The organism is Pedobacter steynii, assembly GCF_900103665.1.
GTDB lineage: Bacteria > Bacteroidota > Bacteroidia > Sphingobacteriales > Sphingobacteriaceae > Pedobacter > Pedobacter steynii.
Map to the genome: position 1 here is coordinate 455,734 of NZ_FNGY01000002.1, position 24,251 is coordinate 479,984.

General features: G+C 41.3%; 28 protein-coding genes. 14 read left to right on the forward strand and 14 right to left on the reverse strand.

The window, feature by feature from the left end:
• Positions 1 to 162: 162 nt before the first annotated feature.
• On the forward strand, positions 163 to 690 hold the full coding sequence (locus BLQ87_RS06120; protein WP_074605257.1) for a hypothetical protein: 528 nt from the start codon (positions 163 to 165) through the stop codon (positions 688 to 690).
• Positions 691 to 692: 2 nt separating this feature from the next.
• Here the strand turns inward: BLQ87_RS06120 and BLQ87_RS06125 are convergent, their stop codons facing one another.
• Positions 693 to 1,073 (reverse strand): hypothetical protein, encoded by a 381-nt coding sequence (locus BLQ87_RS06125; RefSeq protein ID WP_074605258.1) that lies wholly within the window; start codon positions 1,071 to 1,073, stop codon positions 693 to 695.
• On the opposite strand from BLQ87_RS06125, the gene BLQ87_RS06130 reads away from it, so the two are divergent.
• The 9 genes from BLQ87_RS06130 to BLQ87_RS34165 all read left to right on the forward strand — a co-directional run bounded on the left by BLQ87_RS06130 (position 1,061) and on the right by BLQ87_RS34165 (position 8,466).
• On the forward strand, positions 1,061 to 1,609 hold the full coding sequence (locus BLQ87_RS06130) for a TetR/AcrR family transcriptional regulator (RefSeq protein ID WP_074605259.1): 549 nt from the start codon (positions 1,061 to 1,063) through the stop codon (positions 1,607 to 1,609). The two genes, BLQ87_RS06125 and BLQ87_RS06130, sit on opposite strands and share 13 nt — an antisense overlap.
• Before the next feature lie 42 nt (positions 1,610 to 1,651).
• Positions 1,652 to 2,245 (forward strand): pentapeptide repeat-containing protein, encoded by a 594-nt coding sequence (locus tag BLQ87_RS06135; RefSeq protein ID WP_074605260.1) that lies wholly within the window; start codon positions 1,652 to 1,654, stop codon positions 2,243 to 2,245.
• Positions 2,246 to 2,257: 12 nt separating this feature from the next.
• Positions 2,258 to 3,301, forward strand: coding sequence for a tRNA 2-selenouridine(34) synthase MnmH (gene mnmH / locus BLQ87_RS06140; RefSeq protein ID WP_074605261.1), 1,044 nt, complete (start codon positions 2,258 to 2,260; stop codon positions 3,299 to 3,301).
• Positions 3,302 to 3,310: 9 nt separating this feature from the next.
• Entirely contained in the window at positions 3,311 to 4,360 is a 1,050-nt protein-coding gene (gene selD, locus BLQ87_RS06145) for a selenide, water dikinase SelD (RefSeq protein WP_074605262.1), read from the forward strand.
• A 35-nt stretch (positions 4,361 to 4,395) separates the two neighbouring features.
• A complete protein-coding gene (locus BLQ87_RS06150) occupies positions 4,396 to 5,268 on the forward strand; it encodes a helix-turn-helix domain-containing protein (protein WP_074605263.1) in 873 nt (290 codons plus the stop codon).
• Between the two features lie 89 nt (positions 5,269 to 5,357).
• Positions 5,358 to 6,431, forward strand: a complete 1,074-nt coding sequence (locus BLQ87_RS06155; protein ID WP_074605264.1) for an NAD(P)-dependent alcohol dehydrogenase — start codon at positions 5,358 to 5,360, stop codon at positions 6,429 to 6,431.
• Positions 6,432 to 6,522: 91 nt separating this feature from the next.
• A complete protein-coding gene (locus BLQ87_RS06160; RefSeq protein WP_074605265.1) occupies positions 6,523 to 7,380 on the forward strand; it encodes a helix-turn-helix domain-containing protein in 858 nt (285 codons plus the stop codon).
• Between the two features lie 134 nt (positions 7,381 to 7,514).
• A complete protein-coding gene (locus BLQ87_RS06165) occupies positions 7,515 to 8,153 on the forward strand; it encodes a class I SAM-dependent methyltransferase (RefSeq protein ID WP_074605644.1) in 639 nt (212 codons plus the stop codon).
• Positions 8,154 to 8,337: 184 nt separating this feature from the next.
• Positions 8,338 to 8,466: a hypothetical protein gene (locus BLQ87_RS34165; RefSeq protein ID WP_262502371.1), complete on the forward strand. Its 129-nt coding sequence runs from the start codon at positions 8,338 to 8,340 to the stop codon at positions 8,464 to 8,466.
• A gap of 20 nt (positions 8,467 to 8,486) precedes the next feature.
• Here BLQ87_RS34165 and BLQ87_RS06170 read toward each other — a convergent pair whose 3' ends face one another.
• The 6 genes from BLQ87_RS06170 to BLQ87_RS06195 form a co-directional block, all read right to left on the reverse strand.
• On the reverse strand, positions 8,487 to 9,818 hold the full coding sequence (locus BLQ87_RS06170; protein WP_074605266.1) for a S41 family peptidase: 1,332 nt from the start codon (positions 9,816 to 9,818) through the stop codon (positions 8,487 to 8,489).
• Between the two features lie 69 nt (positions 9,819 to 9,887).
• On the reverse strand, positions 9,888 to 10,709 hold the full coding sequence (locus tag BLQ87_RS06175) for a hypothetical protein (protein WP_074605267.1): 822 nt from the start codon (positions 10,707 to 10,709) through the stop codon (positions 9,888 to 9,890).
• Between the two features lie 126 nt (positions 10,710 to 10,835).
• Entirely contained in the window at positions 10,836 to 11,825 is a 990-nt protein-coding gene (locus BLQ87_RS06180; protein WP_074605268.1) for a hypothetical protein, read from the reverse strand.
• A 144-nt stretch (positions 11,826 to 11,969) separates the two neighbouring features.
• Positions 11,970 to 12,332, reverse strand: a complete 363-nt coding sequence (locus BLQ87_RS06185) for a nuclear transport factor 2 family protein (protein WP_074605269.1) — start codon at positions 12,330 to 12,332, stop codon at positions 11,970 to 11,972.
• Between the two features lie 220 nt (positions 12,333 to 12,552).
• Complete coding sequence (locus BLQ87_RS06190; protein ID WP_074605270.1) at positions 12,553 to 13,254, reverse strand: carboxypeptidase-like regulatory domain-containing protein; 702 nt, start codon at positions 13,252 to 13,254, stop codon at positions 12,553 to 12,555.
• A gap of 7 nt (positions 13,255 to 13,261) precedes the next feature.
• Complete coding sequence (locus tag BLQ87_RS06195) at positions 13,262 to 13,945, reverse strand: hypothetical protein (RefSeq protein WP_074605271.1); 684 nt, start codon at positions 13,943 to 13,945, stop codon at positions 13,262 to 13,264.
• Positions 13,946 to 14,225: 280 nt separating this feature from the next.
• On the opposite strand from BLQ87_RS06195, the gene BLQ87_RS06200 reads away from it, so the two are divergent.
• The 4 genes from BLQ87_RS06200 to BLQ87_RS06215 all read left to right on the forward strand — a co-directional run bounded on the left by BLQ87_RS06200 (position 14,226) and on the right by BLQ87_RS06215 (position 18,201).
• Complete coding sequence (locus BLQ87_RS06200; protein ID WP_074605645.1) at positions 14,226 to 14,669, forward strand: DinB family protein; 444 nt, start codon at positions 14,226 to 14,228, stop codon at positions 14,667 to 14,669.
• Between the two features lie 89 nt (positions 14,670 to 14,758).
• Positions 14,759 to 15,391 carry a LysE family translocator gene (locus tag BLQ87_RS06205; protein ID WP_074605272.1) on the forward strand — a complete coding sequence of 211 codons (633 nt, stop codon included), beginning with the start codon at positions 14,759 to 14,761 and terminating at the stop codon, positions 15,389 to 15,391.
• 283 nt (positions 15,392 to 15,674) lie between these two features.
• Positions 15,675 to 16,514: an alpha-1,2-fucosyltransferase gene (locus BLQ87_RS06210; protein WP_074605273.1), complete on the forward strand. Its 840-nt coding sequence runs from the start codon at positions 15,675 to 15,677 to the stop codon at positions 16,512 to 16,514.
• Positions 16,515 to 16,707: 193 nt separating this feature from the next.
• Positions 16,708 to 18,201: a sensor histidine kinase gene (locus BLQ87_RS06215; protein WP_074605274.1), complete on the forward strand. Its 1,494-nt coding sequence runs from the start codon at positions 16,708 to 16,710 to the stop codon at positions 18,199 to 18,201.
• Between the two features lie 2 nt (positions 18,202 to 18,203).
• Here the strand turns inward: BLQ87_RS06215 and BLQ87_RS06220 are convergent, their stop codons facing one another.
• The 7 genes from BLQ87_RS06220 to BLQ87_RS06250 form a co-directional block, all read right to left on the reverse strand.
• Complete coding sequence (locus tag BLQ87_RS06220) at positions 18,204 to 18,686, reverse strand: hypothetical protein (protein ID WP_074605275.1); 483 nt, start codon at positions 18,684 to 18,686, stop codon at positions 18,204 to 18,206.
• A 2-nt stretch (positions 18,687 to 18,688) separates the two neighbouring features.
• Positions 18,689 to 19,162: a hypothetical protein gene (locus BLQ87_RS06225; RefSeq protein WP_074605276.1), complete on the reverse strand. Its 474-nt coding sequence runs from the start codon at positions 19,160 to 19,162 to the stop codon at positions 18,689 to 18,691.
• A 279-nt stretch (positions 19,163 to 19,441) separates the two neighbouring features.
• Positions 19,442 to 20,032 (reverse strand): GNAT family N-acetyltransferase, encoded by a 591-nt coding sequence (locus BLQ87_RS06230; RefSeq protein ID WP_074605646.1) that lies wholly within the window; start codon positions 20,030 to 20,032, stop codon positions 19,442 to 19,444.
• Entirely contained in the window at positions 20,025 to 20,501 is a 477-nt protein-coding gene (locus BLQ87_RS06235; RefSeq protein WP_245723803.1) for a DUF1569 domain-containing protein, read from the reverse strand. Before BLQ87_RS06235 ends, BLQ87_RS06230 begins: the two co-directional genes overlap by 8 nt.
• Positions 20,502 to 20,512: 11 nt before the next feature.
• Entirely contained in the window at positions 20,513 to 21,334 is an 822-nt protein-coding gene (locus tag BLQ87_RS06240) for a metallophosphoesterase family protein (RefSeq protein WP_074605278.1), read from the reverse strand.
• Between the two features lie 77 nt (positions 21,335 to 21,411).
• Entirely contained in the window at positions 21,412 to 22,779 is a 1,368-nt protein-coding gene (locus BLQ87_RS06245) for a DUF3526 domain-containing protein (protein WP_083361715.1), read from the reverse strand.
• Between the two features lie 7 nt (positions 22,780 to 22,786).
• Positions 22,787 to 24,232: an ABC transporter permease gene (locus BLQ87_RS06250; protein ID WP_074605279.1), complete on the reverse strand. Its 1,446-nt coding sequence runs from the start codon at positions 24,230 to 24,232 to the stop codon at positions 22,787 to 22,789.
• Positions 24,233 to 24,251 lie beyond the last annotated feature (19 nt).

Here is a 24,251-nt window from a genome sequence, read left to right on the forward strand (position 1 = left end):
GAGCGTTCCTGTCTGATTACTAAAATAATCCCTTAACAGCAATTCAATGATCAGGTGGGATATGATGATCAATACAAGGGATGCGACAAAAATAGCAATGGCAATTTTGTTTATTCTGCTTTTGTTCATTCAATAAATTTTTCTTTAAATTACATTTAAACGATGAAAATACAATTAACTGCAATGCTCATTTCTTTGCTTCTTTTGAGTTGCAATAACCGAAGGAAAACCAATCAGGTGCAAACTGGAAATGCCAGTCCCGATACTGGAGTCGCCAGGAAAGCGGAAGCAAATAATAGTACTGTAGAAAATACAATGGTTCCGGCCGATACTGCGGCTGTCGGATCGCCGGAAGCCATCAGCGAAGATCAGCTGAACAAAGCTGAGGTTTCTATGAAAGATAGCCTGATTTGGTTGGCTGCAAATATGAGGCTTGACCATAGAATCTTTGGCTACGAAAAGCCTGATACCAATTCAAAGAAAATGATTTTATTGTCGATCTTCACTAGCGATGTAAAGGGAAACCCATACCACTGCCCATATGGTTCATTTTATGAAACCAATGAAATGGATGGTCTTCAGCTAAAGTTTGTTTCAGATGGGGATAAGTTTATAGAAGTGAAGGTGAAGAAGGAAGAAGCGGTGTTGGGTAGGGTATTTATAGATAAAAAATGGATTGACTTTGAATAGTTTTAAAGATTCTTCGCTGCAACCATAACATTATACGGGCCTAAGGAGTTGCCATTCCCATCAAAAACTTCTAGTATTTCTGTATACATCCCCAGTATACTAAGCTGCTTTACCAGCTGATCTCCGATATTATTTTCGCAAACTATCCGTAATATTTTATCACAATCTTCAAGATCAACTGACCATTCAACGATCTCAGGAAAAGTGGACATTGCCTGAGAAACGTATTGTAAATCAGTAGGGTTGTTAACCGTTGTTGATAGGATAATGATGTGATTGGACATAACTGAAGCTAAATGAATATGCAGAACTGAGGTAGCAAATGTATTATATTTTTGTAAACAAACAAACCATACGGTATCTTTGAGAGATGGAAAATCCATATAAAAGAAAGAAAGAACCAGAGGTTAACAAACAACTGATCCTTGAAGCTGCTGCCGAGATCGGGGCAACGGCCGGTTGGAATCAGGTGACTTTCCAGGCTATAGTAGATAAAATCGGATTGAGCAAAGGCGGCATTATGCATCATTTCCGCAATAAGGAAGAACTGCTGGCAGAGTTGGTACGTCAAAGCCTGATTGAATTGACGGAATGGATTACAGAAGAAAAGAAGTCTGCTGGTATTGAGGCTGCTCCGATGGCATTTCTCCGCTTTGTGGTCAAAAAGAGCGGCGACCTTCATTACCGAAGAACGATGAAAGTGATTTTACAGGCAGCACTGGTCAATGAAGAATACAGGACGATGTGGGACAATTGGTTTACGGAGCACATCACAGGCGGTGCTGTTGAGGATCAGACAGTCAACAGTTTAATCATTATGCTGGTGGCTGATGGCCTTTGGTTTGCAGACAACCTTGGCGTGTATCACATCAGCGGGCAAAAGAAAGCGCAGATCATCGACAAACTATTGACATTGTAAAACCTGAAAACCTTTTAAATAAAATTACCTTAGCAATCAACAATGAACGGATTTGACGAAACTATAGTCCATGAGGGCAAAACATTTACCGGGATCAATTATGCGGAAAAGCGATTGGAAAACCGGGAATTTATAAGATGTGAATTTATAAACTGCGACTTCTCGAAGAGTGATTTAAGTCATAATGATTTCATGGAATGCGATTTTAAACAGTGCAATTTCTCCATGACCATCGTTAAAGGGACTGGGTTTAAAGATGCGAGGTTTACAGGATGTAAGATTCTGGGCATTAATTTTTCTACCTGCAACAAGTTCTTATTTTCTTTTCATTTTGAACAGTGTCACCTGGATTATTCGATCTTTTATGGTGCTAAACTCAGGAAAACAAAGTTTACAGACTGCTCACTTAAAGAAACAGATTTTGAAGAGGCCGATTTGACCTCCGCAGTATTTCATAACTGTGACCTTTCAGGGGCAACCTTTGTGAGGTGTGTTTTAGAGAAAACAGATTTCCGGACCGCAAGGAATTTTAGCCTGGACCCGGCAGTGAATAAAGTAAAACAGGCGAAATTTTCGGCCTTAAACCTGGTTGGATTGCTTTACCAATATAACCTGGATATTGATTATGATAATTAAGCTGGTTTTAAAATGATTAGGCCTATTTCTATAGATGACTTTCTTGGCCGCGCTGAACCCATCCCTCTGGTGGATGTCAGAACTCCGGCAGAGTTTAAACAAGGTCAGATTCCAGGTGCTTTTAACATCCCGATTTTTACAAATGAAGAGCGTGTTAGCGTTGGTACCACTTATAAACAGGTGGGAAGGGAGCAAGCCATTCTACTCGGCTTTGACCTGACAGGTAACAAATGGTCGGGGTTTATTAAACAGGCTTTGGAAATCGCACCTGCAAAGAAGATTGCAGTACATTGCTGGCGTGGAGGAATGAGAAGTGGCGCAATGGCCTGGGCATTCGACTTGTATGGTTTCGAAGTTTATCTGATTGAGGGGGGCTATAAGAATTATCGCCGCTGGTCTGCAAGTCAATTTGAAAAACCTTATCCTTTAACGGTTTTGGGTGGGATGACGGGCTCAGGAAAAACAAAATTACTCCATCAGCTTGGTGCTATGGACGAGCAGGTGCTGGACCTGGAAGATTTAGCACAGCATCAGGGATCATCTTATGGTACGATGAACAGCCGGGTACAACCTACTCAGGAACAGTTTGAAAATAACCTTGCCTTTGAGCTGAATAAACTGGATCAAAGCAGACGGATCTGGGTAGAAGATGAAAGCCTGACGATTGGTAGAAGATGTATTCCGAAACCTTTTTGGCTTCAGATGAGAACGGCACAACTGCTAAATCTCAATGTTCCAAGGGAGCAGAGGGTGGCATTGCTTGCGGCAGAATACGGTGTTTTAGATAAAGACTTTCTGATAGAATGTACGGAACGGATCTGGAAGCGCTTAGGTCCTGAGCAGACAAAAAATGCCATACTGGCGATAGCCGAAAACAGGATGGCCGACTTTGTCAGCATTGTTTTGGTCTATTATGATAAAACTTACCTTACCGGACTAAATAAGCGGAATCAGGAGCACATCGTCTTTCTAAATATAGACGGCAATGAGGTACTGAAAAACGCAACACAAATTCTGGACTCCATACCGGAGCTGGATTCCACACAAATACGATAATCAATTACGATGGATTTAGAAGATATAAAGCTTACCCAATACTCACATGGAGCGGGTTGTGGTTGCAAAATCAGCCCTGCAATACTGGATAAAATTCTGCATACCAATGTTCCTGCTACAACAGACGCTCGTCTTCTGGTGGGTAACGATAAAAGAGATGATGCAGCGGTGTTTGATCTGGGCAACGGATCGGCGTTAATTTCCACGACTGATTTCTTCATGCCCATTGTGGATGATGCTTACGACTTTGGCAGAATCGCTTCGGCAAATGCCATCAGTGATGTCTACGCAATGGGAGGGAAGCCTGTGTTGGCCATCGCAATATTGGGTTGGCCGATAGAGAAACTGGCTCCTGAAGTGGCGCAGCGAGTGCTGGAAGGAGCAAGGGCAATTTGCGCAGAGGCGGGAATCACACTTGCCGGCGGGCATAGCATTGACTGTCCTGAGCCTGTATTTGGATTGTCTGTAAACGGAATTGTTGACATTAAACAACTCAAACAGAATTCAACCGCGACCGCTGGTTGTCGCCTGTATTTAACAAAGGCATTGGGGGTTGGTATTTTATCTACAGCACAGAAAAAAGGGGTTTTACTTCCGGAAGATGCGGCGGTTGCACTTAACAGTATGGTGACCTTAAATAAATTGGGAGCCGTATTTTCTCAATTGGAGCAGGTCAAAGCGATGACGGATGTAACGGGTTTTGGATTGCTCGGCCATCTTGCGGAAATGTGCGATGGAAGTGGTTTATCAGCAGTCGTTGAATTTGATAAAGTGCCTGTCATCGATTCTTTGCCTCATTATCTGAGTCAGAATTGTTATCCTGGCGGTACACAAAGGAACTGGAAGAGCTATGGGCATAAAGTGAGTCAGTTAACCGAAGACCAAAGATTCGTTCTTGCAGATCCGCAAACGAGCGGCGGTTTATTAGTGGCAGTGGCACCGGAAGGTGTGGAGGAGTTTGAAGCTGTGCTTCGGGAGCAGGGGCTGACGGGAAATCATTTGATTCCCTTTGGTTGGTTAGCAGAGATTGGCGATGGAAACACGATTAACGTGATTTAGAAAGGTTTTGTGTTTGATTTTCTTAACTTTGTGGCATGGATAAGAATATTCCTTCCGAAGCTGCTGATTGCAATACGAGCGACCTGAAACTGAAAGGCTTTAAGGTGTATGAAGTGGGGAGCGGGGTAAACGCCGTGCCCACTTATAACAGAAGAGATTTTTATAAGATCTGTATCAATACCGGAAGGAGCCTGATCCATTATGCCAATAAAGGAATTCAGACGGAGGGAACGATTGCCTTTTTCGGCAATCCACGCATTCCTTATTCCTGGGAGGTTATTTCTCCTACTTATACCGGTTATGCCTGTGTTTTTACCGAAGATTTTCTGAAAAGCCATGAGCGTTTTGAAAGCCTGCAACAATCGCCTTTATTTAAAATAGGAGGAACACCGATTTTCCAGCTGGACGAGGGGCAAAAGCTTTTTATGACCTCTATTTTTCAGAGAATGTTAGCGGAACAGGATACAACGTACTTTTTTAAAGAAGAGCTGATGTGTAATTATATCAATCTGTTGATCCATGAAGCCTTGAAAATGCAGCCGACAGAGAATTTCTTTAAGCATAAGAATGCCTCCTCCCGGATCACCTCTTTATTCCTTGAATTGCTGGAACGGCAGTTTCCAATAGAAAGTCCGAAGCAACCTTTGAGTTTAAGAACAGCACAGGATTATGCCAACGGATTGGCAGTACATGTAAATCATCTCAATAGATCGGTGAAAGAAGTGACGGGGAAATCTACCACTACCCATGTTTCTGAAAGGGTGATCAGCGAAGCAAAAGCCTTGCTGATCCACACAGACTGGAGCATTGCGGACATCGGATATGCGCTCGGCTTTGAATATCCCACCTATTTCAATAATTTCTTTAAACGGATCACCGGAACTATACCCAAATCACTTCGCGCTTAGATTGTTTGAAATTCTTACTTTTCTGTTTGAATTCTATTTGTGGGCTACCTGCTTTCGGCAGAGCTTTGTGGGATCAAAATAAAAAGATCATGAACGGAAATAGCACAGTAAATAACATCAAAGCGTTTGGCGCAGCTGCCGCCACTGATTCACTAAAAGTACTGAATATACAACGTAGAACAGTCACCGCACATGATGTGGAGATTGAAATCCTGTTTTGTGGCATCTGCCACTCAGACCTGCATTCTGCGAAAAACGAATGGCACAACACCATTTATCCCATCGTTCCCGGCCATGAAGTGGTAGGAAGGGTAACAAATGTTGGTGCTCATGTAACCAGGTTTAAAGTAGGAGATCTGGCCGCAGTAGGTTGTATGGTAGACTCCTGCAGAGAATGTGAATATTGTAAGGAAGGTCTGGAGCAGTTTTGCGAACCGGGAAGTACCCTGACCTTTAACTCACCCGACAAACATCTGGGCGGACAAACCTTCGGTGGATATGCCGAAAGCGTGGTGGTAGATGAAAACTATGTTTTGCGTGTACCGGAAAACCTGGATCTCGCTGCAACGGCACCCTTACTTTGTGCGGGAATCACGACCTACTCACCATTAAAACACTGGAATGTTGGCCCAGGGAAAAAAGTGGGAATCGTAGGCATCGGCGGCCTCGGACACATGGGAATCAAAATTGCGAAAGCGATGGGCGCTCATGTAGTGGTTTTCACCACTTCATTGTCTAAACAAGAAGATGCAAAACGTCTGGGTGCGGATGAAGTTGTTTTATCAACCGATCCGGAACAAATGGCTAAGTACGGGAAAAGCCTGCATTTTATTTTAGATTGTGTATCTGCACAACACGATATGGACGCTTACCTTAACCTGCTCAAAGTGGATGGTGCATTGGCATTGGTCGGCGCTCCAATGGAACCACTTCCGGTGACTTCCTTTAGTCTGATCTTAGGAAGAAGAAGTTTTGCCGGATCAATGATCGGTGGCATTGCGGAAACACAGGAAATGCTGGACTTCTGCTCTGCGCATAATATTGTTTCGGATATTGAGCTGATCGGTGTGGATGAAGTGAACGATGCTTATGAACGTTTGTTAAAAGGGGAGGTGAAATACCGCTTCGTAATCGATATGGCATCGCTGAAAGCAAAGAATTAATTTTGAAGATGTAGTGTTTAGTCAAATGTCGCTACATTTGGCTAAACATTACTTTAACGTCTATACCTGCTGCTTCATCGCAATGATTTAAATGGAAAGAATACCGATCAGACATCTTAGCACCACACAAGCAGAACCGGATCTTTTTGGAAACTTCGGGATCCGCAGAATTGTCGATTTACTGGCCGGAAAAGACATGCTGCAGGAGCTTCACAGACACGATTTCTTTTATATTCTTGTGGTGGAAAATGGGGAGGGGCATCATGAAATCGACTTCAGGCCTTACGACGTTACTGACCATACTGTTTTTTTTATGCGGCCCGGTCAGGTACATCAGATTGAGCTAAAGGCAGGGAGTACAGGGTATCTGATACACTTCAGAGATGAATTTTATTTGCCTCAGGATCAGAAGGCCGGCCAGCTGTTGCGGAAGTTAAGTCAGCTGAACCATTACGAGCTGAATGCGGATCAGTTTCAGAAGCTGATGCGGGTCCTGAGTTCTACTTATCAGGAGTATACCGAGAAGCAAGAGCAGTATCAGGAGGTAATTAAGGCAAATATGGGGATCTTCTTTATCGAGTTGTTTAGAGTGCAGAACAGTAGTCTTGCTGATCAGGGTAATCTTTATAATCAGGAACGGCTGGAGCAGCTTTTGTCGCTTTTAGAACAGCATGTTTTTAGTCATAAACAGGTGGCGGAATACGCGGCGATGTTGAACCTTTCCGCTTATCAGCTGAATGCGATAGCGAAGACAATGCTGGGTAAAACCTGTTCGGAGCTGATCAATGAATACCTGATATTGGAAGCTAAAAGATATCTTCTGGCCACGTCAAATCAGGTGAATCAGATCGCTTATAGCCTGGGTTACGAAGATGTTTCTTATTTTATCAGGTTCTTTAAAAAATACACAGGACATTCACCGGAGGCCTTCAGGCAGAACTTTAGATAAATCCTATACAACTGAATTTTTGTCCTACGCTTCAGCGTTATGCTGATCTTACTTTTGTTGAATAAAGACAAAAGCTGGCAGAGCTGCGTTTGACAAATAATAAAATTATTATTGAAAATTTTAAACAAACAGACATGAATAAATCCTGGAATGAGGAATATAAAGATAAATGGGATGAGCGCTATAAAGAACAAGAATATGTTTACGGAAAGGGCCCTAATCTATTTTTTAAAGAGTGGATTGAGAAGTTTAAGCCCGGATCTATACTGATGCCGGCCGATGGTGAGGGACGGAATGGGGTGTTCGCTGCAACGCTTGGATGGGAGGTGATCTCCTGTGATCTGAGCGTAGAAGGGCAGTCAAAGGCCTTACAGCTTGCCACAGCGCAGAATGTTGCCATTTCTTACATTGTCGGAGATCTGGATCAACTCAGGTTTGAACCCGCATCATTTGATGCCATTGGCCTGATATATGCCCATTTTGCTGCTGATCAGAAGTCTTTATTTCATCGAAAGTTAAATGAGTATCTCAAACCTGGAGGCGTCATTATTTTAGAAGCTTTCTGCAAAGAACACCTGGAACTAAAGAAGCTTGATCCTAAAGTTGGCGGGCCTGCTGAATTGGATATGTTGTTCTCCAAAGAGGAGATCATAGCTGATTTTGAAAATTATGACCTTTTAATGTTGGGCGAAGAGGAAATCCTGTTAAATGAGGGAATGTATCACATTGGAAAAGGTGCCGTAGTCAGATTTGCAGGTATAAAACGTGCTTAATAAACAGGTGTATCTTCGGGACTCCTCTCGGCTAAAGTTTAATTTAATTTTCTTTTATCTGAAAGTAAATCGCCTTGCTTTTGTTTGAAGATATTTTGTTTTTCTTCCCGCTTCAGGGGAGATTTATGAATGGAGCTATTTTCCGGCATCCATCAGCAAAAAAGGCAGCGTTAATAATAGCATCATGGAGAACCTTGCTAAAATTACCAAATGGGATTATTCATACGATACGCTGGATGATGAGCAGTTTTGGAATAACTATGTGCTGCTGAAAGAAAACGGAGCTTACCGATATTTAAAACGTCTGAAATAGCTTATGGAAATTGTAAACCCTTATTTTGCTTCTTTACTTTTTTGACTGATGTTCCCATCTTTCCATAATAAATTGATGCTGGAATAATTGCCGGTTTGGTCTTTTACAAATTCGACCTGTGCATTCTCGTCGAGCAGGAAGATACTTTCAGAAACGGGTTTTAGTGTGAATGTATCATTTCCTCCACGTTCTGGGTTCTTACATAAAAGATTGCCATTTTCTACGTAAAACCGAATACCTCCCGCATAAGTGCCGCTATAGCGGCTTAGTACTTGCGCATTTGGGCCGGGAATACCCTCATTCGCTTTTAAAGTATTGATGGCCCATTGGAAAAACCTCTTTTCGTTATCGCTTGTTGCTTTAGATTTTAAATCGGTATAAATGGCTTCTTGTGCCCTTTGTAAAGCTTGGGATGCGGGAACAGTGAGGTTTGGGATAACACCAATGCCTTCCCAGTCTTTAAAGGTCGAAGTACTGATCGGTCTGGCGTAAGGTATCTTTGCGATGAAATCTGTGCTCATAGCGAAGAAACCTGTCGCATGCGAAGCGCCTAAGGTCGTATCTCCTATAACTGTGGCACGTTTCAGTGCCTGCATAGAAGCGGTAAAAGCTTCGGCTGCAGAAGCTGTATTTTTACTGGTAAGGATATACATAGGCATGAGTAGCGTTAGCTGATTTGTAGCCAGGTGGTCTGTATATAAGGAAATGGTATCCTTACTAAAGCTGTTGACCTGGTCAAATAAATGGGTCTTCTCTTTGAAGAAATAACTGGCGAATTGGTTGGCTGTACTCCCTCCGCCATTTGACCTCAGGTCAATAATCAAAGCTTTGGTATTGGATAAAAAAGTTAAGGCACCGGACATCGTTGCTTTTACCTCTTCCACATTTGGCGTAAAACCATTAAAAAGAAAATAACCGACGTTTCCGGGAAGAACTTCTACTTTTTGAAGGTTAAAATTATTGTCTTTTTCGACGGCCAGTTGTTCTTTTTGGGCTTTACTGAGCTCTTCCGGACTAAGTGCTGTTGGTGCAGGCGTTTCGGGTTCATAAGCGATATGCATATGGGGATCATAATAAATTGCATTGATATCTTTTTCCAGCTGACGGGCTAGTTTGCCTGGATCTGGGATCTTATAGTATCCTCCTTTAAGCAGTTTAGTCTTTAGATAACTGTCCATCCGGGTGGCCTGCTCAGGAAAAATGTAATGGCGCTTCAGCGTGCTTCTTAAAGTGTCAATCAAACTGCGGATCTGTAGCTTGCTTAAAGCATTGTCAGACTTAACCTGGGAAAAGGCATACTTGCCAGGTAGAACAAAAAGCGCCAGTAACAGAAAAATACAAGTTTTTTTCATATTTATTTTAATGATTTCAAGATATGAAAATAAATATTGATTTGCATCAAAAAGACAATAGGTCTGACTTTATTTCTGATTGATTAACCGGTCTAATAAAGCAGCAAAACTCTGACCGCTAAAAACACCATTGGTAGCGGTACTGAAAACGACCTTGTTTTCTTTGTTGTACAGGTTGATCTGGCTTGTCCAGTTATTTACAGAGAAACCTTGAAGGTCTGTGATCATGATTTTTTTAGCATCAATTACCAGATGATCCTGGTGAACGATAATCTCTTTTGGTTGAACATTTAAGAAAGAAGTTGTACCCGTTGCAAATAGCTTTTTACCAATTGCCGCACCATAAGAAATGTATTGAAAAGTAACAGGCAGACCTGCTTCCAGTTCTTTTAATGCTTTGGGTACATATAAGGCCTCATGCTGATTGCTGATGAACTCAATGGCCTTCAGTACCTGTGTATATCTGACCGTAATCGTTTCCCAGCTTCCTTCTTTTCTGCTTCGAAAAGCAATGTTATTCGTTATAAATGTCCGACCGGAACTGAATAGGTAGAGGTCTTCCATATCTTCAAAAAGCTGGACTTTATTTTCCGCTTTTCCTTCCGTCAGAATTCCCTTTTCATAGAGATGAAAAGTCTTGCCCTGGCTTAGCTTTAAAGCCGTCAGCAAAATGATTAATCCAAGCCCCATGATAAATGCAATGGACCAGTAAAGTATGCTGATGTCTCCTGAAAAATTCATCTTTCCTTCTTTGATTGCAAGAATTCCTTCAAAATAAATCATTCCAGAAATTCCAGAAAATAAAATAAGTATGGAAATTGCAAAATATGTAAACCCTTTCCCCGGACTGTGCTTACTTTTTAAGGCACCTAATTCTTGTGTGTTTTTCATTTAAAATGATAATCGATTTATTGGTAGTTAATTAGAGATTTGTTGTTGTTCTTATAATTATAAAAACATTCCACAAACTTTCATTGTACAAATTCGATACCAGATTCCAGAAATTAAACGATCACATTATTTAGCCAGGGGTATAATCGACGATTTACTCAGGCTAAGAAGGTCTGGTTTGTCTTTAGATGCGGCCAGGGTCTTTCTAAAAGACACAATTGAAAGGGCAACATCACTGCCGGGATGGCGTTTGCTGATCTGATCAAAATCCAGCGCTACTTCTGGCAAGACCTTATTCGAATTGTCTTCTGTTGTAGGAGTGTTTTCCAGACCAACCAATAAATGGCTCAGGTAATTCTGATAATTCTGTTGCGCTTCCTTTTTATAATGACTTTTCGGGTATTGCTTTAAAAATTGCTCCCAGTAAAAGGCCCAGTCGCCAAGCGTAACTCTATCTATTGCTAAACCGGCGTCATAATCAATTACAGGGTCATTCTCTAAGGCAGTCTGATCCCAGAACTTTCGGTCGTCCTTTTCCAGATTCGAGGCGAACAGTGATTTCCAATAACTGGGGCTAAGGTGAAAAATAGCTCCGGTTTCTTCTTCGTGTTTGATTTCAATGTGGTGGTTGAGGAGTTGTTGAAAAAGTAATCTCTGTTCCGGAGATAAGCCCTTCTGGAACTTAGTCTCCACTCTTTTTCTGCGGTTATTAGTGGTTTCTCCATCAATCCAGCTGATTTCTAATTGATCAAATATGGGCAATAACTTCGCCTGCCGCGAATCCAGGCGATTAATAAGAGGAGTCAATACTTTTTGCCATTGCGCTAATAATTTATACCGTTGTTCTAGAGGAAGCGCAGGAAGTTGTATTTGCAGGGCATTTTCAACTGAATCAAGGGTACTGAAAGAAGGCTGCTGTTGGAATAACGCGATCAGTTGATCTGGTGTTTGCTGCGGAGCGGCAAGACTGTCGGTTTGGATTACGGCGGCGGAGACTTTAGGCGTCAATGTATCCTGCTTTACTACTTTTTCCTGTTTCTTCTGACTGGTTGTGCAAGCTAAAATCAGATTTGCCAGACAAAATGAAACGATTACTAAATTCTTAAATTTATCCATATAGAAAGCTTCAGTTACAGTAGAAGTCAAAAACACTGTAAATCTAGTTTGAAGATAAATAAAAGATTTTCATTTCAAACAAAAAGGTCATTTGATAAAGAAATTATCAAATGACCTTTTGTGAGCCTCCTCCGGGAATACGGATCAGGAGGTCTTATAAAAGAACTGATCCGACACAATCTTGCCGTCGTTAACTTCATAAACACAAACTTCACTCATAGGCATTCTGCCATGCTGTTTATAGGTGGCATCAATATCCATGATACAAGAGAAAAAATTATCACCCACTATCGGATCTGATATGGTGGAACTGTGTATCTCCTCGACACTATTCAGCCATTCCTGGGTTTTACCTAAAACAGCTTTTTTGCCTTCTGTTAACTCCATGTGAGAACCCTGTGGCTCTCTGCTTACGATACGATCGTGATAGAGCTCATTGATGGCTTCTTCATTTTTGCCTTCACGACAAAGTTGAACCAATTTGTTTGCTACTTCCTGAGTATTCATGTGATTGAAAATTAAATGAATAATAACCTGCTTGACAGGTAAATAACAATAGAGGTGCGGATGTTGTTTGATTAAAAATCTGGTTGTTGAACGCTTGTTTGATCAGCAGGGTTACCCGAAATTCAGCTTTACAGCCTAAGGATTGTGAAATCTTTAGGCTGTAAAGCTGCCTGGCTTCATGATCTGAGGGTTAATTTCTGATCCGAATTAATAACCTAATTTAAAGAGGATAGGAATAGATGCTAAAGATGTTCTTTCCGTTCTTTGCGGTAGTATAGATTCCGTATCCGGAACCAAAGTTGCCGTTTTCCAGATTATATACGATGAAATCGAAATAAATGTTTGAAGGAACTTTAATAGATAAAAATCCATTGCCATCAGTTACCCCCTTAAGTGGCGATTCATTTATAATCGCTCTGATTTGATCTGAACTAGGCTGTCTGCCGTTACCGGGAAAGGCCACAACCCCCATGTTTTTTAAAGGGCTTCTGTAATCATTCCTGGAAATCAGCGTGATGTTTAAGAGGCCTGAAAAATCAGTGACTTTGACGGCCTTTTTTTTCTCTGTATCAGCAACGACCTGAACGAATTCCTCTGTACGGTATTTAACCTTATTGACAATGGGAGAGTCCGCAGTCAACAGATAATTTTGAGGTAATAAATCTGAAAAATTGGCAATACCTTCCGGATTCGTCTTGACGGTGCCAATCAGCGCATTGGGATTTGGAGAGGTTGCACTGTAAATAATTTTGCTGTCGTAAATTGAAACATTAATGCCAGCCAGGCCATTTCCGGAATCATCAACTACTTTGTAGCTCAGTTTTCCCGTACTGATACCATCAACCAACTTGACGTTTGTAATCTTCTGACAGGAGAGTGTGAGCACAGTCAGGCCTAGCAGAAGCATGATTTTATATTTCATATTCAAACTATTGCAGATATACACCAGTTGTATAACTATACGTAGCACCTTTCTGTACCAATAAATTACCATTATAGTTGAAAACTGCGTTTGTAACCGAATTATAAAGGTATATCGTATACTGTTTATTTGAAGGGACTTTAAATGTGACTAAACCGTCTGCGTTAGTTAATCCTGAAGCGTCTGCGACTTTTAAATTGGCAACAGTAGATAAGGAATAATTGAACTTAGCTGATGGAATCATCATGACACCTATATTTTTTAAAGGTTGATTGGGATTATTGTAGGATTTAACTACAATGTTAAACGTCCCCGAATGATCTGTAACTTTTACCTCTTTTTGCTTAACGGCACCCGTTATTACCTGAACATATTCCTGAATGAAATAGGCTATATTATTCACCTTCGGTGAATCTGCAACAAGCAGGTAATTGTTTGGATTAAGGTCTCCGAAGTCAGCCAGACCATTAGGGTCCGTCAGACGTGTGTCCAGAAGGATATTGGTATTTGAGTAATTGTCCTGACGATCGAATAAAGATACTTTTACATTTGGCAGTCCTTTACCGGCGTCGTCAGTCAGTCTATAGCTGAGTTTTCCGCTGGTAGAAAGCTTAACATCAACATTAGTGGTTTTTTTGCAGGAAGCAAAAATTGCCAGAAGTAGGATTAGAAGCGTAAATTTTGATTTCATATAGGTGTGTGTGTTTATATTTCGCGCAAATATATAATAAATGTTGAACTGATATTAAATATTTTTATTTTATTAGAAAATAAAATAAATGTTACTATTTCTTATGGCCGATTTATAGAAAAAAGGGGGGGGGTAGTCATGTTTGCTTGTCCAAAACAACACCTTTAAATGGCAATAGTACACCCTACTTGTTTGTGATCTCGGCTGTACATTTGTTTAATCCTTATGCGTGAAAAAAATGCATGTTGTTCAAAAGGACTTTAACTATAATCCGGAAAAGATGAAATCAATTTTTGACAACAGCACCAGAGCGGACCTGATCGGGCGGATCAATACCCTTGATGAAAATAGCACTTCCAAATGGGGTAAAATGAACATCTATCAGATGTTGAAGCATTGCACGGTCTACGAAGAAATGATGCTGGGAAAGACCCGGTATAAACGGGCATTTATCGGTCGTTTGTTTGGCCGAATGGCCCTAAAAGAATTTATACAGGATAGACCTATCAGGCAAAACGTCCCTACACTTCCCGAGCTTAAGGTGAAAATCAATCATGGGGATGTACTGGCCGAAAGAAAGAAATGGATTGCTTTACTGGAGGAATATCCGAATGCACCATGTACTGATATTGAACATTCTTTTTTCGGGAAATTGACAAGAGCGCAAGTTGGAATTTTGGTCTATAAGCATACCGATCACCACCTTCGGCAATTCAATAGCTAGCGGGACGGAATTGTAATTTTTTCCAAACATTGGGCTGTGATTTCTTTATTGGTAATCAAAATGTTATTTTAGCTTAAAATCAGCTCATTATGTATGGTATAGAAAATCTTGCTGCTTTTATTCTGGCAGCAGTTATAGTGGTCATCACGCCGGGAATAGATACGATCATGGTACTAACGAGAAGTATTTCTCAGGGAAAAACTGCGGGTTTGTATTCCGCCATTGGTGTAAGTTTAGGTTTATTGGTCCATACCTGCGCCGCTACTTTTGGACTGTCCTTAATTCTGGCAAAATCTGCCTTCGCCTATAGCCTGATTAAATACCTGGGTGCTGCTTACCTGATCTATATCGGATATAAATCTCTTACTGCCAAAACGCCTCAAACTGAAATTACATCTGGTCAGATCAAGCCGGTCAGAAATGGTAAAATGTTATTTACTGCATTTTTAAGCGATGTTTTAAATCCTAAGATTGCCATTTTCTTCTTAGCGTTCTTACCGCAGTTTATCAATGCTTCAGCGATTAATAATCCAGTCCCGTATTTATTGCTGGGCTCCATTATCTTTTTTATTACCTTGGTTTGGTGTACATTGCTCGCCTTGTTGGGGAGTCGGGTAGCCGCCCTTTTTAATAGAAATAAAAAAGCAGAAGCGATCATGAATAAAACAACCGGCATCGTATTTATTCTCCTCGGATTAAAAGTCGCTTTATCAAAAAAATAAAGAGCTTCAGTTTTATTGGTTTATATCTCGTTTGATTTTTTGTCTTGGAGGATGATATAAAGGTCATAAAGCAAAGGATCTTGTGTTTTTGATCGCAGTCAAACGTTTGCGTGAAAATAGGTTGCCTATTTAATAGATAAATAATTAATTTAGAGGTGTTTATTGGTTTTTATAATTAATTAGTACGGTGCCATTGCTCTGTTTTTAGAGGTCTGGGCTAAATTAGTTCTTCGCTGCTATTCGGTTAAAAACTTGTAAAGAAAATATTAATTACTCAGGATATATGATAATTGTAGAGCTGACAGGTGGCTTAGGTAATCAGATGTTTCAATATGCCTTTGGAAGAAGTTTGTCACTGATGCTCAATAGGCAGTTGCTGATAGACGATCATGCTTTTAGCCTGTCTGGAAATCCGGATAGAACCTATAATCTGGACATTTTTAATCTGGATATTGAGTTTCTTAATAGGGAACAATTCAATCCCGGAGAAACAGTCCATCAAGTTTTTGAAAGACATGAAAACACTTATGATAAAGGCTTACTGGAAGCATTAAAACAGCTGCCTTCCGACGTTCCGGTTAAGCTGATGGGATACTGGCAGTCTTATCGTTACTTTGATGAGATTAAAGCGGTGATAAAAGCTGATTTTCAATATTTGTATCCCTTACAGGAGCGCTGGTTGACCTTGGGGAATCAAATCAAAGAAACAGAATCGGTAATGGTTCAAGTTCGTCGTGGCGACTATCTGCTGGCACCTGATTTTCATAGAACAGTGAGCGAGTTTTACCTGGAAAGAGCAATAGATATTGCCCGTAATCAATATTCAAATGCTGTTTTTTACATCTTTTCTGATGATATTGCCTGGTGTAAGGCCAATATAACGGCTGCCGAAGATGTTGTTTTTGTGGAGGATCATTTTCAGGATCAACACAATGAATATATATTGCAGCTGATGAGCTTATGTAAACACTTTATTATTGCAAATAGTTCCTTTTCATGGTGGGCCGCCTACCTGGGAAGTGTTGAAAATAGCCTCATTATGGCACCTAAAGAATGGCTGAGTATTCCATTAAATACTGCAGACCTTATTCCTGATAAATGGCGACAGATCTCGATGGATTAATCAGCGCTTTGACCTTACCTGCTGTTTTATGATCGCCGGTATGACTCCTGCAGGGAGGCATGAAAATATATGAACCTTCCAGGAAAAAATGAGCATAGGACATATCTGTAATACTTTGTAACCGGATAAACATTTTAAGGAAAAAACTGTTTAACTTGTTTATAGGATAACCTAACGAGACCGGACCAGATAAATGATAACGAAAATTCCCGCTAACCTAAGTTCAGGATTGTTGCCTGTTGAATTATTTGACTGTCTGCCAGTGGCAGTATATACCTGTGATCATTTGGGATACCTGACTTTTTATAATAAAGCCGCTGCAGATTTATGGGGGAGGGAACCTGAGCTGGGGAAAGAGCTCTGGTGCGGTTCCTGGAAGATTTTCTGGCCGGATGGAACGCCGATGGCACTGGATAGCTGCCCTATGGCCCGTGCATTAAAAGAAGGACTACCTGTGATAGATGAAGAAATCATAATTCAATGCCCTGATGGAACCATGAAAAATCTGTTGCCAAGCCCGGTTCCCTTGTTTGATCAACTTGGAGTGTTGCAGGGAGCAGTAAATACGCTGCTGGACATTACCGAACAAAGACAAGGAGAAAAGAAGCAGGCGATGCTGGCGGCAATCATCGAATATTCTGAAGATGCGATTGTGAGTAAAGGACTGGATGGTTTAATTACCAGCTGGAATCAGGGAGCGGAAAAATTATTTGGCTATACAGAAAAGGAAGTGTTGGGTAAGCACATCTCTTTATTGATCCCTAAAGATCGTCTCGATGAAGAAAATCTGATCATTGACCGGGTTCGTAACAACAAGAACATCGAACATTTTGAAACGGTCCGCATCACAAAAAATGGACAATCTGTGCCGATTTCTCTGACTGTATCACCGATACGGGACCAGAAAGGGCGCATTATCGGAGCTTCTAAAATCGCACGTGACATCAGTATGCAGAAACAATCGGAAGCGCAGTTACAAAAGTTGTACGATGATATTCAGATCATGAATTCCAGAAAGGATGAATTCATCGGAATGGCCAGTCATGAGTTGAAAACACCGGTAACGAGTATTGATGCTTTCCTGCAGCTGGTCCAACGTTCACTTAAGCTGGAAGATAAAGACAAAGAGCTGGTATTTAAGGCCAGAAATCAGGTTGCAAAGCTGATTTCCCTGATCTCGGATCTGTTGGACGTCACAAAGATTCAGACCGGAAAATTGCCCTATACCTTTACCAGCTTTGATTTCAATGATTTATTAAAAGAGGTGATAGAAGTGATGCAGCAGAACCATCCCGGTCATGAGATCAATTTGGACCATCCGGCCGGTATGCTGAACGTCTATGCAGATAAACAACGGCTGGAGCAGGTGATCATTAACCTTGTTTCTAATGCGATCAAATACGCGCCCAATACCAACAAAATGAGGGTCGCTGTGCTGGAAGCACAGCATCGCCTGCAACTGTCTGTGCAGGACTTCGGACCGGGAATAGAGCTGCCGGAACAGGAGCATATATTTTCCAGGTTCTACCAAATAAAAAAGCCCAGTGGCAATGCATCAGGCTTGGGAATCGGTTTGTATATCAGTAAAGAAATTATTGACCGTCACCAGGGAAAGATCTGGGTGGAGAGCAGTCCGGGAAAAGGATCCACCTTCTCTTTTGAATTGCCACTTCAATTACAGAATTAAGCTTATTTGATAAATTCCATCATTGGTTCCAGTATTGTTGCTTCAAATTCTTCCTGCTTTTTGATGCCTTTTTTACTGTCTGAAAAATTATCACTGATGGGATGGTTGTTTACAAAACGAGTAGTTTTGGCGCCAATAGTATACATTAATGTCCCATAACTAGTGTCATTTACCAATCGTACCTCATCAAAATCCATCAGGGTTTTGGTATAAATACCTGGTATTTTCTTATACACCTTACGTGTGTTTTTGTCGAAAATCATAGTGACTCTGGCGATGAATACAAAATCATAAATCACATAACCACATAAACCTGCCCCAATCAGGTAAACGATTCGCTTTACATCAAATCCGATCGGTAAGAAAGGAACGACGGCAAAACATAAGAGAATAGCAACCAGGAACGCTTTTATTTTAGTATATATACTCAGGTTAGGCTGGAAACTCATCCTGTTGCCTGAGTATTCTAAATTATAGAGTGCCATAATTAGTCCTCAATTTTCATGATATGCAAAGCTTCATTGACCATGTCATTTAACGGCTTTATCGTAAAAATGGAATGGTTCAGCAACAGGATTTTTTCTTTGCCATTGATATTCATGACCATACTTCCCGCTCCATTCATCGTCAGGCCAAATAGCGAAACTGTACGGGAAACAAGAAAGGTTTCGAAGTTGTCGAGGCTATAGGCCACTTCCGAAGAGAAAAAGCTCCTTTTCATCAGAATCTGATTAGACTGCATGTCTATGGTTGTTTTTGCTGTAAGACGAAGTAAGGACATCACACCTAACACCGCCATACCTATGCCGATCCACATGTTCGCTTTGTCTGTCATTCCTTTAGTGAAAACCAATGCAAGTCCGCCGATTAAAAACAGTCCCCCAATAAATCCGATAAAAACGAATTGTGTCTTCAGGTGGTATTTGTTGCCTTCTTGTTCAAAGTATTTGTAATTGTTCATAGGGGGAGTTTTAGAGGTTTGAGATTAAATTTTAGAATAATAAAATAGAGAATTGTTAAAATATATTCCTTTGTGTCAAAGAAAAGATTTGTATTGACAAAATTAATGCCAAACATTATCTGTAATGAATAGAAATTTATGAATATTTGGTAACAAGTTAATTTGTCGATTAATAAAAATGATCTTTATTCTCTCTTGTGAATAATTCTGAATGCTAATGTGTAGGGGAATTTAGAGAAAATCCCTTGTTTTTAGGTCATAATCCGGAATATCGTTATCTTAAATGGGATAAGAATTAATTTGTAAATCATCAGAAAGGAATTCTTCTTCCAGCAGGGCATAATGATAATTGTCTTTCCATTCGCCTCTGATTGGGAGAATTTTCCTGCGCAGGCCTTCTCTTTTCATTCCGATCTTTTCCAAAACACGGATAGAAGCGGCATTTTCTGTAGCCACACCGGCTTCAATTCTATGAAGCAGTAATTGTCTAAAGCCAAATTCGAGGAGGGCTAAAGCGGCCTCAGTGGTATAGCCTTTCCCCCAGTACTCAGGGGCTAACTTAAACCATAGTTCCGCATTTTTGAATTTATCGGAACAATTGCTTAGGCCGATTAAGCCAACCGGAGTTTGGTCGGTTAATGAAATACAAAAACCATATTCCTTCCTTGGCGCAGTACTTTGCTGTTCGATATAGTTGTTCAGGTAATCGTTGGATGCGGTTATTGATTCATGAACGTCCATTGTCGCATAACGCTGTACCTCAGGAATGAGGTGCAGCGCATGAATAAAGTCCAGATCATGCGGATTCAAGTCCCGGATCAGCAGTCGCCCGGTAAGGTGACTCAGAAGTACTGCCTTATTTTTAGGCACCAAACTGCGTTAAGTGGTGGTTTAAGTGCTTGTAAAACATGTTGTTCCACTCTGTCTTATTCAGGATTCCAAAAGAATGTGATTCTTTTCCGTCAAACTGAGCTTCGCCTAATTGCTGTGTCTTTTGGATAAAAGCAATTAACCGGCCTTTTTCTACCTCAAAATCTTTTTGTTCTTTTATGATAAATGCAGGTGCTGTTGGGCCACCCTGTTTAAAGGGAGCTTCACCGACCACCTTGTTCTTCGCCAATAATTTCAGGATCAGTTTCATCAAAGCACCTGGTTTCGGATGCTTATCCTCATATACCATTTCGTAGGTTACACAGCAATGTGCAAGCATTTGGGAAACATTCATTTTGCCCCATTGTGCAGGAGTATCCGAACGTAGGGTATTGATGCGTTGAATGGTGTCGTCAACAACAGGCTGACTGAAAATGTTTGGTAAGGCCATAGGTGTGATATCTTTCAATAAAAATACAATTAATAAATGTTCAGGTTAATTTTTTCTGTAGGGTTCATCAGATAGGTCAGCATCGAATGGTCTTTTAGCAATTCCACCACCCGGAAACCTTTGTAATTTGTTCCCCAGTTACCCCCAAAATGACTGTCAAACAAAAAAGGAATGTTGTCCTTCATTTTAACACCATCCTGGTCATGCTCATGCCCATGGAAAACAGCTTTAACATTGGGATATTTTTTTAGCAATTCAAAGAAAGCAGGGGTATCAATCGCGTTGGCAGTCCATTTGGACTGTGGAATATGAAGAAAGATAAAGGTGTGTTGCAGCTTTTTATAGGCCTCGAGTTTCGCTTCCAGCCAGACTAAATCGGGTGATAGGTATTCTCCTTTCTCGTTAGAGGTATCCCCAAGCAGGATCGCATTTTTTTTGACGACAAGATCATGATTTAAAGGAGTTTTCCAAACGGATTCCCAATGAGCAGAAGTTACTTTATCGTGATTTCCCCTGGTTACATAATAGGGCATGGTTAAATGATCAAGCTTCTGCTTTGCGGTTTGCAGCAAATCTTTATTGTCGTGGATGATGTCGCCGTTGATGACACAGAAATCCAGTGGATTTTGCTGATGAAACTGGTTAATGTGTCGGGTAATGGCAGAGAAGGATTCATCGAACGGAGTTTTTGGCTGCCCGTAATGACCGTCAGAGGCGACAACAAAACGAAGCCTGACCTTTGGTTTCAGTTCATGGACTTCCGATGCGGTTAAATATTTAACACCACCTCCGACAAGCAAAGCTGTCGCAAAAGAGATGTTCTTGATGAAATGTCTGCGTGATGAATTCATGAGGTTAATTTATAAAATAAAAAGCAAATTTATCCCCGATACCGATCGGTTATCAGGAATAAATTTGCTGAGGATGACTAAAACAGGCTGATCCGTTTTCTGAAATTGTAAATGGCGAGTGTCGTAAATAACAACACTAAAATGCCAACAGATAAAAGATGCTGCCAGACATTTCCTGTCGTATGTCCTGTGTATGGTGCTACTTTAAACTTGTCCCATTGAACCTTTGCAATCGTTTTATTTTGAAAGATCAGGGGGTAGAAGTACAAACGTATTTTTTCATGATAGGCTTTTACTGCTTTCTGGAAATTGAGGTGGTTTTCCAGATCAGAGCCAGCGAGTTCGTTGAGCCTCAGTTGTGTCTGAATTCCAGGTAAGAATAGGCTGCTCAGGTTGGTGAAATGATGCCTTTTAATCAATTTCTCAGACATCGACATTGCGCCTGGTAAAGCCTCATCATCACCCATTTGCTGCATGGCATAATACCAATACCAACTGAAACTCAACTCCGCAGGAAAGGGATATTGCTTAAACTGCGGATAGTGCTGATAGAACTTGTCCATGGTTTTACTTTTATCGATGTCCCATTTTTCGTGATATCCTTCTCTTTGTTTTACCAGTGTCTCAAGGGCTTCAGGAACCGGATATTGTTGGGTGAGCCAAACATTCAGCATTGCCGGAGCGATGATGTTCAGGACAACCCAGAAAGAAATCAGCAATACGGCATTGTAGTTCGATGACCTGCCAAGGGAGATCACCCAGAAGGATAAAGAGAACCAAAAGAGCAGATAGAGACTTAACAAGAGGAGTACTACTAAAAACCGGAGGTCTGCAGGCAATTGAAGGTAAAACAGCGCGCTGATCATCAATACCAATGCTACTGCAAAGATGCTGAAGACCCTGATGGAGAACTTTCGCCAGATCAGACGCAACAGATTTCCGGATTGTGATTTAAGGACTGCCCAGACGCCCGATTCCTGATCTGAGGAAAGCAGGGAATAAGTAAAGGCAATGATCACCAGCGGGAACAAAAAGATAAAGACAAAAGCCAGGTCCATATTTCCCAACAGGAGGGTAGAAGGATTGCTGAGGTCGGTATCATAAATTTGGCCTTCTACGGCAAGCATGGTTACCGGGAGGAGATAAGGATTGATGTCCCGCTGTCCGTTTGCAAAGGCCGCCCAGCGATCGGGAACATTAACCATGGAAAACTTGTTGTGGTACAGCAATAAACCGGGATCTTTGCCGAAGTGTTTGATGTTGGTGCTGGTCTGCTCTTGTTGCATCCTGCCTGCCTTTTCAATCACCAGATCCTGCTGCCGGATAAATTTCTTCCCGAAGTATAACCCCGCAAATCCACTGATCAGTAGGATCAGGATGCCGGACAAGGCTGCTTTATTTCTAAAAAACAGCTTAAATTCTAATCGATATATTGTTGGATTCATTTTTCTGTTATGATAATGCTTTTAGTCGGCGTGATGAAAAACCTAGGACAATCAGTACAGCGAAGAGCCAGCAGAAAAGCGATAGAATGCTCCAGAGGTGGTTTGAAATCACGTTACTAACGGGCTTGAATTTGTATTGAAAATCTGGCTGTTCTGCCCAGTTGGAACGACTGATAGAGAGCGGTTTTTCCTTTTCTCCGGGTGCAATATTGCTGATTTTTTCAATCTGCAGTTTGTTCATGCGTTGCGCCAGACCATATCGGTAGGCTTCTGCCTGGGCCTGAAAATCAATATAGGTTTTGAAATCAGCGGCGGTCAATGCCATGGATAAGTTCTTGATGGCTAAAAAAGGGTTCAGGTAACTGGCGGCAACGCTGAAACTGTTTTGTTGTTCAAAGTTTTTATTGAGTTCCTGCTGATGCTGATTGTAAATCCCTGCTGAAATCTTTTCGCCTTCAGCCATCACATAACCGCCATAGTTGAAAGGCAGCTTTTTAACATCATCTACCTGGTATTGCTTTAACACCGCTGCTTTTAACTGCGCATAATGGGGATCGTCAGGATCATGGCTGTCGCCCTGCTCATGAAGGTCTGATCCGATGGCGGCAGCGAACTCCATTTTTGAAGGAGCCGGGTATAAAATTACGCCCAGCGCCTGAGTAATCCGGGGCATGACAATGGCAAAGAAAACCCATAAAATGAGCAAAGTGGTTAAAGCCGCTTTTGAACTTCGGTGAAAGGCAGAGATGAGCACTGCAATACCTGCACAGATGATAAAGTAAATGGTATAACTCAACACAAGGAAGGCGAGGCGCAGGGACGAATCTGCACTCACCTGCCATTCGCTCAGCATGGCCCACAATAGTACCGTTAACAGGATGATGGGAATAAATAAGCTGAAACTCAAGGTAATGATGCCGAGTGTTTTGCCAAACAGGAGTTGTCGCCAGCTAACACCCTGGCACAGGATGATCTTCAGCGTTCCGCTCTCGCGCTCAGCAGAGATCGAGCTATAACCCAGAAAAAAGATCAATAAAGGAACGAGCAATTGAAGCACCATGGCAACACTCATCTCCCCAAACCGAAGCATCCCATTGGAAAAACCCGCTTCGCTAAAGTTAACCGTGTTTTGCTTATGGGCCTCAAGGAAAATGGAAACCCCGGCAAAGCTTTCTATACCGAAGTCAAAAAAGCTGAGTTCATGCTTATCGCGGAAGGCAAGGTAGCCGTAATGGGCCATCCTATGGGGATGTTTATCTGGTTTTTCCAGCCATTTTTCCCGCACCAGTTCCTTATATTTTAACCGCTGGGCATTCTGGCTCTTAAAATTTTGCCATCCGATAAAAGTAGCCAGGCATAAAGCAAGACCCAGGATGAGGGTCAGCGCTAAAGTAGCGGGATTGCTGAAAGCGGTTTTCCAGGTTCTCCCGGCAATGATAAATATCGTTTTCATATGAATTTATATAGAAGGA